Raw genomic sequence first — 12,781 nt, forward strand, 5'->3', positions numbered from 1 at the left:
GTTTCAGTCATCGGACGGACCAGCCGAAAATGCGCTCTGTTCGACGTCAGGGCCCGGACCACGTACACTCACCTGTCGTTGGACCCCGCCGGTCACTCCAGAGCGCGAGCACTCCGTGCACTCGCCTGGATGCGGTAGGTTGGGGGACGCAAAGGGTCGTAGCTCAATTGGTAGAGCACTGGTCTCCAAAACCAGCGGTTGGGGGTTCGAGTCCCTCCGGCCCTGCTCCACACTCCTTCTCGGATGTGTGCGCAGGTACGTACTTCGATGCAACGCCGTGCGGCGCAACCGGGCGCGGCTACGGCCACGACCCGGATTCAGGTGAGAGACGTGACGGACGCCCTGGGCTCCATCGACATGCCTGACGCCGAGGACGACACCCGCGAGAAGAAGGCCCGCAAGGGCGGCAAGCGCGGGAAGAAGGGTCCTCTGGGCCGGCTCGCGCTGTTCTACCGCCAGATCGTCGCGGAGCTCCGCAAGGTCGTCTGGCCCACCCGTAACCAGCTCACGACGTACACCACCGTGGTGATTGTCTTCGTCGTCATCATGATCGGTCTGGTGACCGTGATTGACTATGGGTTCCAGGAAGCCATCAAGTTCGTCTTCGGCTGATCCCCGCGGAGGGCGGCGCCTTGATGGGTGCCGCCCGTTTTCGCATGTTCCACCACCTTTTGTATCCAGGAAGAAGCAGCCACCGTGTCTGACCCGAACCTGAACGCGAGCCACGACTCCGTCGAGTCCGTCGAGGACGAGCTCGACATCGTCGAGGCGGCAGACGCTGTGGACCCCGACGAGGCCGAGCACGCCGACGCTGAGGCGGGTGTCGCCGCCGAGGACGCCGCGCTGCACGTCGAGGACGAGGTCGAGGTCGACGCCGAGGCCGACGACGCCGAGGCCGAGGCCGACGACGCCGAGGCCGCCGACGCCGACGAGGAGGCCGAAGAGGCCGCCGAGGTCGAGCCCGCCGAGCCCGTCGACCCCATCCAGGCCCTGCGCGACGAGCTGCGCCTCCTTCCCGGTGAGTGGTACGTCATCCACACCTACGCGGGCTACGAGAAGCGCGTGAAGGCCAACCTGGAGCAGCGCGCCGTCTCGCTGAACGTCGAGGACTTCATCTACCAGGCAGAGGTGCCCGAGGAAGAGATCGTCCAGATCAAGAACGGCGAGCGCAAGAACGTCCGGCAGAACAAGCTGCCCGGTTACGTTCTCGTCCGCATGGATCTGACGAACGAGTCCTGGGGCGTCGTCCGCAACACCCCCGGTGTCACCGGCTTCGTCGGCAACGCGTACGACCCGTACCCGCTGACCCTGGACGAGATCGTCAAGATGCTCGCGCCGGAGGCGCAGGAGAAGGCCGCCAAGGCCGCCGCGGAAGAGGCCGGCCTGCCCGCGCCCGCCGTCAAGCGCACCATCGAGGTCCTGGACTTCGAGGTCGGCGACTCGGTCACCGTCACCGACGGCCCGTTCGCGACGCTGCAGGCGACGATCAACGAGATCAACCCCGACTCCAAGAAGGTCAAGGGCCTCGTCGAGATCTTCGGTCGCGAGACTCCGGTCGAGCTCAGCTTCGACCAGATCCAGAAGAACTGATCTTCTGAGTCAAAGCTTCCGGACAGGTCAGACCGCCCCCTGAAGGGCGGTCTGACCTGCTCGGTTTTTAGCCCCGCTCCGATACCCGTTATCGTGGTGCGGTATGCCTCCATCCGGATGACCGGATTGGCGGCGAAAACTCTCACTAGGACCCGGAGAGAGCAATGCCTCCCAAGAAGAAGAAGGTCACGGGGCTTATCAAGCTCCAGATCAAGGCCGGTGCGGCCAACCCGGCTCCGCCGGTCGGCCCCGCGCTCGGTCAGCACGGCGTCAACATCATGGAGTTCTGCAAGGCCTACAACGCCGCGACCGAGTCGCAGCGTGGCATGGTCGTGCCGGTGGAGATCACGGTCTACGAGGACCGCACCTTCACCTTCATCACCAAGACTCCGCCGGCCGCGCGCCTCATCCTGAAGCACGCGGGCGTGGAGAAGGGCTCCGGCGAGCCGCACAAGACCAAGGTCGCCAAGCTGACGGCTGCCCAGGTCCGCGAGATCGCCGAGCTGAAGATGCCCGACCTCAACGCCAACGACGTCGACGCCGCCATGAAGATCATCTCTGGCACCGCGCGCTCGATGGGCATCACGGTCGAAGGCTGATCCAGCCCACCCCCAGCACCACCAGTGGTAGGGCCAAGCGCTGGTCCGCACCACGACTCCACGCCTGAAGCCAAAACACAGGAGCAGAAGTGAAGCGCAGCAAGACTCTCCGCGCTGCGGACGCCAAGGTCGACCGGGAGAAGCTGTACGCCCCGCTCGAGGCCGTCCGTCTCGCCAAGGAGACCTCCACCACCAAGTTCGACGCCACCGTCGAGGTTGCCTTCCGCCTGGGTGTCGACCCGCGCAAGGCCGACCAGATGGTCCGCGGCACCGTGAACCTCCCGCACGGCACCGGTAAGACCGCCCGGGTCCTGGTCTTCGCGACCGGTGACCGTGCTGCGGCCGCGGAAGCCGCCGGCGCCGACATCGTCGGCGACGACGAGCTGATCAACGAGATCGCCAAGGGCAACCGCCTCAACGAGTTCGACGCGGTTGTCGCCACCCCGGACCTCATGGGCAAGGTCGGCCGCCTCGGCCGCGTGCTCGGTCCCCGTGGCCTCATGCCGAACCCGAAGACGGGCACCGTCACGATGGACGTGGCGAAGGCCGTCACCGAGATCAAGGGCGGCAAGATCGAGTTCCGCGTCGACAAGCACTCGAACCTGCACTTCATCGTCGGCAAGGTGTCCTTCACCGACGAGCAGCTGGTCGAGAACTACGGCGCGGCGCTGGAGGAGATCCTCCGTCTGAAGCCGTCCGCCGCCAAGGGTCGCTACATCAAGAAGGCCGCCCTGAGCACCACGATGGGCCCCGGCATCCAGCTGGACTCGAACCGCACCCGCAACCTCCTCGTCGAGGAAGACCCGGCTGCTGTCTGAGCCCCACGCTGAGCCCACGGCTCAACCGAGTGGCTGAACGGGCCCCTCGCCCCCTTCACAGGGTGGCGGGGGGCCCGTTTCCCGTTCTCGGCGCCATGCGTGCGCTGCGGCGGCGTAGAAATCGCGCGGACTTGCGGCTACCCGCGGGACAGGCGAACGAGCTGCTCCAGGCGAAGGACCTCAAGCTGATCGGCGAGGAGACCGAAGGACGCGGGCGAGGGTGCCGCCTGAGGACGGTTCCACCTGAGGCCTGAGGGCCGCAGGGGCTCGGCCACTGACCGATTTGCCTGACCGGTGCCGGGTCACGTAGTCTTCCCCAGAAGCCAAAGACCGCTGGTCGTTGCTGTGCCCGCAAGGGTTCAGTGGCCGAAGGATCCGCTAGCTGCGGGCGTCCTGCGCAGGTGACTGAGGAAAGTTCCCGGAATTCCGTTCCGGTTGAGCTACGCCCTGGCGCCTGCGCCGGGGCGTTTTGCATGTCAGCCCCTTCTGAGCGGTCCTCATCACCCGGAAGGAGGCCGACGCACTATGCCGACGCCCAACAAGGCTGCCGCGGTAGCCGAGCTCACGGACGCGTTCCAGAGCTCGAACGCCGCCGTGCTGACCGAGTACCGGGGTCTCACCGTCGCGCAGCTCAAGACGCTGCGTCGTTCCCTCGGTGAGAACGCCCAGTACGCCGTGGTGAAGAACACGCTGACCAAGATTGCGGCCAACCAGGCCGGGATCACCGCGCTGGACGAGCACTTCGCTGGTCCGACCGCGGTCGCCTTCATCACCGGTGACCCGGTGGAGTCGGCGAAGAGCCTGCGTGACTTCGCCAAGGAGAACCCCAACCTCGTCATCAAGGCGGGTGTCCTTGATGGTAAGGCGCTCACCGCCGACGAGATCAAGAAGCTTGCGGACCTCGAGTCCCGCGAGGTTCTGCTCAGCAAGCTGGCCGGCGCGTTCAAGGGCAAGCAGTCCCAGGCTGCCTCGCTCTTCCAGGCGCTGCCGTCGAAGTTCGTCCGCACTGCGGAAGCGCTTCGCGTCAAGCTCGCCGAGCAGGGCGGTGCCGAGTAATTCGGCTCGCGCACTGATCCACGCCGCCTAGTGCGTGGGTCGTAGCGGGCCGTTACGCCCGCCTCTATATACATCCGGCACCTGCCGATTTAGTGGAAGGATCGCCCATCATGGCGAAGCTCTCTCAGGACGACCTCCTCGCCCAGTTCGAGGAGATGACCCTCATCGAGCTCTCCGAGTTCGTGAAGGCCTTCGAGGACAAGTTCGACGTCACCGCCGCCGCGGCCGTCGCCGTTGCCGGTCCGACCGGCGTGGGCCCGGTTGCCGAGGCCGAGGAGGAGAAGGACGAGTTCGACGTCATCCTCACCGGTGCCGGCGACAAGAAGATCCAGGTCATCAAGGTCGTGCGCGAGCTGACCTCCCTGGGTCTGAAGGAGGCCAAGGACCTCGTTGACGGCGCCCCGAAGCCCGTCCTCGAGAAGGTTGCCAAGGACGCCGCCGAGAAGGCCGCCGAGGCCCTCAAGGGCGCCGGTGCGGCCGTCGAGGTCAAGTAACACCTCTGGGGCTTCCTGAGGCCCCAACCAAGGGCGATCACCCGTAAGGGTGGTCGCCCTTTGGCGTACCCGTAGTGCCTGACTTGCCCTGGTCTCGTTGGGGAGTAGGGTGATCATCGTTGCCCCGCGGCCGGGCCCGGAGCTGATCCGCACGGAGCAGGGGGCCTTGACGAACGGCACGCGGCGCGCAATTCTCAGACCCGTTGTGAGATCGACCCGCTCGATCCGAGATCCGGGTACGGATCGGAGATCCGAGGCATGGATCGACTACGAAGAGGGCAGTACTGATACGCGCTCTGTGTACGAGAGCCGCAGCGTTGGATGCAGTGTTGAGCGACATAGGGAAGGCCTGTTGCCGGTTTCCGGAAACCTGGTCTGGACATCAGTGAGCCGAGTGGCTACACTGACCCTTTGCGCTGCCTGTTAGCTGCCCTCTGCCCGTCGCCAGGGGCATGCCCACGCTCGAGCACACTTGATTGATACGCCCTGACCTGGCCTTTCGGCCGGATTGGGGGGCCTGTCTTCTGTGTCGGCTGGGACCGGTACGCGCGTAGTGAGTCCGAGCCCTCGGAAGGACCCCCTCTTGGCCGCCTCGCGCAACGCCTCGACCAATACGAACATCGGTGCCAGCACCGCCCCGCTGCGCATCTCCTTTGCAAAGATCAAGGAGCCCCTCGAGGTTCCGAACCTCCTGGCGCTGCAGACCGAAAGCTTTGACTGGCTGCTCGGCAATGCCGCGTGGAAGTCTCGCGTCGAGTCGGCGCTCGAGAGTGGACAGGACGTCCCCACCAAGTCCGGTCTGGAAGAGATCTTCGAGGAGATCTCGCCGATCGAGGACTTCTCCGGGTCGATGTCGCTGACCTTCCGCGACCACCGCTTCGAGCCGGCGAAGAATTCGGTCGACGAGTGCAAGGAGCGCGACTTCACGTACGCGGCGCCGCTCTTCGTTACCGCCGAGTTCACGAACAACGAGACCGGTGAGATCAAGTCTCAGACGGTCTTCATGGGCGACTTCCCGCTCATGACCAACAAGGGCACCTTCGTCATCAACGGCACCGAGCGTGTCGTGGTGTCGCAGCTCGTCCGTTCCCCCGGTGTCTACTTCGACTCCTCCATCGACAAGACGTCCGACAAGGACATCTTCTCCGCCAAGATCATCCCGTCCCGGGGTGCCTGGCTGGAGATGGAGGTCGACAAGCGCGACATGGTCGGCGTCCGCATCGACCGCAAGCGCAAGCAGTCCGTCACCGTCCTCCTGAAGGCTCTCGGCTGGACCACCGAGCAGATCCTCGAGGAGTTCGGCGAGTACGAGTCCATGCGCGCCACCCTGGAGAAGGACCACACCCAGGGCCAGGACGACGCGCTGCTCGACATCTACCGCAAGCTGCGCCCGGGCGAGCCGCCGACCCGCGAGGCCGCTCAGACGCTGCTCGAGAACCTCTACTTCAACCCGAAGCGCTACGACCTCGCCAAGGTCGGCCGCTACAAGGTGAACAAGAAGCTCGGCGCCGACGAGCCGCTGGACGCCGGTGTGCTCACCACCGACGACATCATCGCGACGATCAAGTACCTCGTGAAGCTCCACGCGGGCGAGACCGAGACCACTGGTGAGTCGGGTCGTTCGATCGTCGTCGAGACCGACGACATCGACCACTTCGGCAACCGTCGTCTGCGCAACGTCGGCGAGCTCATCCAGAACCAGGTCCGCACGGGTCTGGCTCGTATGGAGCGCGTCGTGCGCGAGCGCATGACCACGCAGGACGTCGAGGCGATCACGCCGCAGACCCTGATCAACATCCGGCCGGTCGTCGCCTCCATCAAGGAGTTCTTCGGCACCAGCCAGCTGTCGCAGTTCATGGACCAGAACAACCCGCTGTCGGGTCTGACGCACAAGCGTCGTCTCTCGGCTCTGGGTCCCGGTGGTCTGTCCCGTGAGCGGGCCGGCTTCGAGGTCCGTGACGTCCACCCGTCGCACTACGGCCGCATGTGCCCGATCGAGACCCCTGAAGGCCCGAACATCGGTCTGATCGGCTCGCTCGCCTCCTACGGCCGCGTCAACGCGTTCGGTTTCGTCGAGACCCCGTACCGCAAGGTCGTCGAGGGCGTCGTCACCGACGAGGTCGACTACCTGACGGCCGACGAGGAAGACCGCTTCGTCATCGCCCAGGCGAACGCCGCGCTGAACGACGAGATGCGCTTCACCGAGAACCGCGTCCTCGTCCGCCGCCGTGGTGGCGAGATCGACTACATCGCCGGCGACGACGTCGACTACATGGACGTCTCCCCGCGCCAGATGGTGTCCGTCGCGACCGCGATGATCCCCTTCCTGGAGCACGACGACGCCAACCGCGCCCTCATGGGCGCGAACATGATGCGCCAGGCCGTTCCGCTCATCAAGGCGGAGGCCCCGCTCGTCGGCACCGGCATGGAGTACCGCTGTGCGGTCGACGCCGGCGACTCGATCCGTGCGGAGAAGGACGGTGTGGTCCAGGAGGTCTCGGCCGACTACATCACCGTCGCGAACGACGACGGCACGTACACCACGTACCGCGTCGCCAAGTTCTCCCGCTCGAACCAGGGCACCTCGGTCAACCAGAAGGTCATCGTCAACGAGGGTGACCGGATCGTCGAGTCCCAGGTCCTCGCCGACGGACCGGCGACCGAAGAGGGCGAGATGGCCCTCGGCAAGAACCTGCTCGTCGCGTTCATGCCGTGGGAAGGTCACAACTACGAGGACGCGATCATCCTGTCGCAGCGCCTCGTGCAGGACGACGTCCTCTCCTCGATCCACATCGAGGAGCACGAGGTCGACGCCCGTGACACCAAGCTGGGCCCCGAGGAGATCACCCGGGACATCCCGAACGTCTCCGAAGAGGTCCTCGCCGACCTCGACGAGCGCGGCATCATCCGCATCGGTGCGGACGTCGTCGCCGGCGACATCCTGGTCGGCAAGGTCACGCCCAAGGGTGAGACCGAGCTGACCCCGGAGGAGCGCCTGCTCCGTGCCATCTTCGGTGAGAAGGCCCGCGAGGTGCGTGACACCTCGCTCAAGGTGCCTCACGGTGAGATCGGCAAGGTCATCGGTGTCCGCGTCTTCGACCGCGAGGAGGGCGACGAGCTTCCTCCGGGCGTGAACCAGCTGGTCCGCGTCTACGTCGCCCAGAAGCGCAAGATCACCGACGGTGACAAGCTCGCCGGCCGCCACGGCAACAAGGGTGTCATCTCCAAGATCCTTCCGATCGAGGACATGCCCTTCCTTGAGGACGGCACGCCGGTCGACATCATCCTGAACCCGCTGGGTGTCCCGTCCCGAATGAACCCGGGACAGGTCCTGGAGATCCACCTCGGCTGGCTCGCCAGCCGCGGCTGGGACGTCTCCGGCCTCGGCGAGGAGTGGGCCGAGCGACTGAAGGCCATCGGCGCCGACCGCGTCGAGCCCGGCACCAACGTCGCCACCCCCGTGTTCGACGGTGCCCGCGAGGACGAGCTCGCCGGCCTGTTCGAGCACACCATCCCGAACCGCGACGGCGACCGGCTGGTCCTCCCGTCCGGTAAGGCGCGCCTGTTCGACGGCCGCTCCGGCGAGCCGTTCCCGGACCCGATCTCGATCGGGTACATGTACATCCTCAAGCTCCACCACCTGGTCGACGACAAGCTCCACGCGCGGTCGACCGGTCCCTACTCGATGATCACGCAGCAGCCGCTGGGTGGTAAGGCGCAGTTCGGTGGCCAGCGCTTCGGTGAGATGGAGGTGTGGGCGCTGGAGGCTTACGGCGCCGCTTACGCCCTCCAGGAGCTGCTGACCATCAAGTCCGACGACGTCACCGGCCGCGTGAAGGTCTACGAGGCCATCGTCAAGGGCGAGAACATCCCCGAGCCGGGCATTCCCGAGTCCTTCAAGGTGCTCATCAAGGAAATGCAGTCGCTCTGCCTCAACGTGGAGGTGCTGTCCTCGGACGGCATGTCCATCGAGATGCGCGACACCGACGAGGACGTCTTCCGCGCGGCGGAGGAGCTCGGTATCGACCTGTCCCGGCGTGAGCCGAGCAGCGTCGAAGAGGTCTGACGGGCCTGACGGGGGGCTCGCTCAAGAGCCCCCCGTCATCCCCGGGACCGTTCAGACCATGATTGAGACTCGACCCCGAAAGAGGGATTGACGCACAGTGCTCGACGTCAACTTCTTCGACGAGCTGCGGATCGGCCTTGCCACCGCGGACGACATCCGAACCTGGTCGCACGGCGAGGTCAAGAAGCCGGAGACCATCAACTACCGCACCCTCAAGCCCGAGAAGGACGGACTCTTCTGCGAGAAGATCTTCGGTCCTACCCGGGACTGGGAGTGCTACTGCGGCAAGTACAAGCGTGTCCGCTTCAAGGGCATCATCTGTGAGCGCTGTGGCGTCGAAGTCACGCGCGCCAAGGTGCGCCGTGAGCGGATGGGCCACATCGAGCTCGCCGCTCCCGTCACCCACATCTGGTACTTCAAGGGCGTCCCGTCGCGCCTGGGCTACCTGCTGGACCTCGCGCCGAAGGACCTCGAAAAGGTCATCTACTTCGCCGCGTACATGATCACGTTCGTGGACGACGAGCGCCGCACCCGCGACCTCCCGTCGCTGGAGGCCCACGTCTCCGTCGAGCGCCAGCAGATCGAGAACCGCCGTGACGCGGACCTCGAAGGCCGTGCCAAGAAGCTTGAGACCGACCTCGCCGAGCTTGAGGCCGAGGGCGCCAAGGCCGACGTGCGCCGCAAGGTGCGCGAAGGCGCCGAGCGCGAGATGAAGCAGCTCCGTGACCGCGCCCAGCGCGAGATCGACCGCCTCGACGAGGTGTGGACCCGCTTCAAGAACCTCAAGGTCCAGGACCTCGAAGGCGACGAGCTGCTCTACCGCGAGCTGCGCGACCGCTTCGGCACGTACTTCGACGGCTGCATGGGCGCCGCCGCGCTGCAGAAGCGCCTGGAGTCCTTCGACCTCGAAGAGGAGGCCGAGCGCCTCCGCGAGATCATCCGTACCGGCAAGGGCCAGAAGAAGACCCGTGCGCTCAAGCGCCTCAAGGTCGTCTCCGCGTTCCTGCAGACCAGCAACAAGCCCAAGGGCATGGTTCTGGACTGCGTCCCGGTGATCCCGCCGGACCTGCGTCCGATGGTGCAGCTGGACGGTGGCCGCTTCGCGACCTCCGACCTGAACGACCTGTACCGCCGCGTGATCAACCGCAACAACCGTCTGAAGCGACTCCTTGACCTCGGTGCCCCCGAGATCATCGTGAACAACGAGAAGCGCATGCTTCAGGAGGCGGTCGACGCCCTCTTCGACAACGGCCGTCGCGGTCGCCCGGTCACGGGCCCCGGCAACCGTCCGCTGAAGTCCCTCAGCGACATGCTGAAGGGCAAGCAGGGTCGATTCCGTCAGAACCTTCTCGGCAAGCGCGTGGACTACTCCGCGCGTTCCGTGATCGTCGTCGGTCCGCAGCTGAAGCTGCACCAGTGTGGTCTGCCCAAGGCCATGGCGCTGGAGCTCTTCAAGCCGTTCGTGATGAAGCGCCTGGTCGACCTGAACCACGCGCAGAACATCAAGTCGGCGAAGCGCATGGTCGAGCGCGGCCGCACGGTCGTCTACGACGTGCTCGAAGAGGTCATCGCCGAGCACCCGGTGCTGCTGAACCGTGCGCCCACGCTGCACCGCCTCGGCATCCAGGCCTTCGAGCCCCAGCTGGTCGAAGGCAAGGCCATCCAGATCCACCCGCTCGTCTGCACCGCGTTCAACGCGGACTTCGACGGTGACCAGATGGCCGTGCACCTGCCGCTCTCCGCGGAGGCGCAGGCCGAGGCCCGCATCCTGATGCTGTCCTCGAACAACATCCTCAAGCCGGCCGACGGTCGTCCGGTCACGATGCCGACCCAGGACATGGTCCTCGGTCTGTTCTTCCTGACCACCGACGGTGAGCTCCGTGACACCAAGGGCGAGGGCCGCGCGTTCGGCTCCACGGCCGAGGCGATCATGGCGTTCGACGCCGGTGAGCTCGCGCTGCAGTCGTCCGTCGACATCCGCTTCCCGGTGGGCACCATCCCGCCGCGCGGCTGGGTGCCGCCGGTCGCCGAAGAGGGCGAGCAGGAGTTCCAGCCGGGCGACAGCTTCCGTCTGAAGACCTCCCTGGGCCGTGCGCTCTTCAACGAGCTGCTGCCCGAGGACTACCCGTTCGTCGACTACTCGGTGGGCAAGAAGCAGCTCTCCGAGATCGTCAACGACCTGGCGGAGCGCTACCCCAAGGTCATCGTGGCGGCGACGCTCGACAACCTGAAGGCGGCCGGCTTCCACTGGGCGACCCGTTCGGGCGTCACCGTGGCCATCTCCGACGTCGTCGTGCCCGAGGCCAAGAAGGCCATCGTCGCGGGCTACGAGGCGATGGACGAGAAGGTCCAGAAGCAGTACGAGCGCGGTCTGATCACCAAGGACGAGCGCACGCAGGAGCTCATCGCGATCTGGACCAAGGCGACCAACGAGGTTGCCGAGGCGATGAACGCGAACTTCCCCAAGACGAACCCCATCTTCATGATGGTTGACTCGGGTGCCCGAGGAAACATGATGCAGATGCGACAGATCGCCGGTATGCGTGGTCTGGTGTCGAACGCGAAGAACGAGACCATCCCGCGTCCGATCAAGGCGTCCTTCCGTGAGGGCCTCACCGTTCTGGAGTACTTCATCTCCACGCACGGTGCCCGTAAGGGTCTGGCGGACACCGCCCTGCGTACCGCCGACTCGGGCTACCTGACCCGTCGTCTGGTGGACGTCTCGCAGGACGTGATCATCCGCGAGGAGGACTGTGGCACCGAGCGCGGTCTGAAGCTGAAGATCGCCGTTCGCGGCGAGGACGGCGTGCTGCGCAAGGCCGACGACGTCGAGACCTCGGTGTACGCCCGCATGCTGGCCGAGGACGTCGTCATCGACGGCAAGGTCATCGCGCCGGCCAACGTCGACCTCGGTGACGTCCTGATCGACGCCCTGGTCGCCAACGGCGTCGAGGAGGTCAAGACCCGCTCGGTCCTGACCTGTGAGTCCGCGGTCGGCACCTGTGCCTTCTGCTACGGACGCTCGCTCGCCACCGGCAAGCTGGTCGACATCGGTGAGGCGGTCGGCATCATCGCCGCCCAGTCCATCGGTGAGCCCGGTACCCAGCTGACGATGCGTACCTTCCACACCGGTGGTGTGGCCGGTGACGACATCACGCAGGGTCTGCCGCGTGTCGTCGAGCTCTTCGAGGCCCGTACCCCGAAGGGTGTCGCCCCGATCTCCGAGGCCGCCGGTCGCGTGCGGATCGAGGAGACCGAGAAGACGAAGAAGATCGTCATCACGCCGGACGACGGCAGCGACGAGACCGCCTTCCCGATCTCGAAGCGCGCCAAGGTCATCGTGCACGAGGGTGACCACGTCGAGGTGGGCCAGAAGCTCACCGCGGGTGCCACCAACCCGCACGACGTGCTGCGCATCCTCGGTCAGCGTGCGGTCCAGGTCCACCTGGTCGGCGAAGTCCAGAAGGTCTACAACTCGCAGGGCGTGTCGATCCACGACAAGCACATCGAGATCATCATCCGGCAGATGCTGCGCCGCGTGACGATCATCGAGTCCGGCGACGCGGAGCTCCTGCCGGGCGAGCTCGTCGAGCGCTCGAAGTTCGAGACCGAGAACCGTCGTGTGGTCACCGAGGGCGGTCACCCCGCCTCCGGCCGTCCGCAGCTGATGGGTATCACCAAGGCCTCGCTGGCGACGGAATCCTGGCTGTCGGCCGCCTCCTTCCAGGAGACGACCCGAGTCCTGACGGATGCGGCGATCAACGCCAAGTCCGACAGCCTCATCGGCCTCAAGGAGAACGTCATCATCGGTAAGCTCATCCCGGCCGGTACGGGCCTCGCCCGCTACCGCAACATCCGGGTCGAGCCCACCGAGGAGGCGAAGGCAGCGATGTACTCGGCCGTCGGCTACGACGACATCGACTACTCGCCCTTCGGCACCGGCTCCGGCCAGGCTGTCCCGCTGGAGGACTACGACTACGGCCCGTACAACGGCTGAGTCGGACCAGAGCAGTAACCGCAGGGCGGTCACCCGAAAGGGTGGCCGCCCTGCGGCGTTTCCGGGCGCCGCCACCACCGCCACTACAGGTACGGGCGGAGGTGGTGCAGGCGGGTGCGGGGGTGCGGGTGTCCAGTCAGCAGGCGGCCGCGCAGGCCGGT

The 12,781-nt window shown here is 66.0% G+C and carries 8 protein-coding genes and 1 tRNA gene; all 9 read left to right on the forward strand.

Going from position 1 to position 12,781, the window contains the following annotated elements; genetic code table 11:
- Window positions 1–152: 152 nt before the first annotated feature.
- The 9 genes from ABZZ20_RS27770 to ABZZ20_RS27810 all read left to right on the forward strand — a co-directional run bounded on the left by ABZZ20_RS27770 (window position 153) and on the right by ABZZ20_RS27810 (window position 12,620).
- Window positions 153–225: transfer RNA gene (locus ABZZ20_RS27770), tRNA-Trp, on the forward strand.
- Window positions 226–330: 105 nt separating this feature from the next.
- Complete coding sequence (gene secE, locus ABZZ20_RS27775) at window positions 331–612, forward strand: preprotein translocase subunit SecE (protein ID WP_030298162.1); 282 nt, start codon at window positions 331–333, stop codon at window positions 610–612.
- 84 nt (window positions 613–696) lie between these two features.
- A complete protein-coding gene (gene nusG, locus ABZZ20_RS27780; RefSeq protein WP_356874160.1) occupies window positions 697–1,590 on the forward strand; it encodes a transcription termination/antitermination protein NusG in 894 nt (297 codons plus the stop codon).
- A gap of 164 nt (window positions 1,591–1,754) precedes the next feature.
- Window positions 1,755–2,189 carry a 50S ribosomal protein L11 gene (rplK, locus tag ABZZ20_RS27785; protein WP_356874162.1) on the forward strand — a complete coding sequence of 145 codons (435 nt, stop codon included), beginning with the start codon at window positions 1,755–1,757 and terminating at the stop codon, window positions 2,187–2,189.
- Between the two features lie 89 nt (window positions 2,190–2,278).
- Complete coding sequence (gene rplA / locus ABZZ20_RS27790; protein WP_356874164.1) at window positions 2,279–3,007, forward strand: 50S ribosomal protein L1; 729 nt, start codon at window positions 2,279–2,281, stop codon at window positions 3,005–3,007.
- A gap of 525 nt (window positions 3,008–3,532) precedes the next feature.
- Window positions 3,533–4,063: a 50S ribosomal protein L10 gene (gene rplJ, locus ABZZ20_RS27795; protein WP_356874166.1), complete on the forward strand. Its 531-nt coding sequence runs from the start codon at window positions 3,533–3,535 to the stop codon at window positions 4,061–4,063.
- Between the two features lie 110 nt (window positions 4,064–4,173).
- Complete coding sequence (gene rplL / locus ABZZ20_RS27800; RefSeq protein WP_356874168.1) at window positions 4,174–4,557, forward strand: 50S ribosomal protein L7/L12; 384 nt, start codon at window positions 4,174–4,176, stop codon at window positions 4,555–4,557.
- Between the two features lie 583 nt (window positions 4,558–5,140).
- A complete protein-coding gene (gene rpoB / locus ABZZ20_RS27805) occupies window positions 5,141–8,623 on the forward strand; it encodes a DNA-directed RNA polymerase subunit beta (RefSeq protein ID WP_356874170.1) in 3,483 nt (1,160 codons plus the stop codon).
- 97 nt (window positions 8,624–8,720) lie between these two features.
- A complete protein-coding gene (locus tag ABZZ20_RS27810) occupies window positions 8,721–12,620 on the forward strand; it encodes a DNA-directed RNA polymerase subunit beta' (protein WP_356874171.1) in 3,900 nt (1,299 codons plus the stop codon).
- The last annotated feature ends 161 nt before the right edge of the window (window positions 12,621–12,781 follow it).

It is taken from the genome of Streptomyces sp. NPDC006430 (assembly GCF_040612395.1).
GTDB lineage: Bacteria > Actinomycetota > Actinomycetes > Streptomycetales > Streptomycetaceae > Streptomyces.

What these genes read in the sequence shown, in the direction of transcription:
- rplK (WP_356874162.1), top strand. Translation starts at nt 1,755, where the DNA reads ATGCCTCCCAAGAAGAAGAAGGTCACGGGGCTTATCAAGCTCCAGATC.
- rplJ (WP_356874166.1), top strand. Translation starts at nt 3,533, where the DNA reads ATGCCGACGCCCAACAAGGCTGCCGCGGTAGCCGAGCTCACGGACGCG.
- rplL (WP_356874168.1), top strand. Translation starts at nt 4,174, where the DNA reads ATGGCGAAGCTCTCTCAGGACGACCTCCTCGCCCAGTTCGAGGAGATG.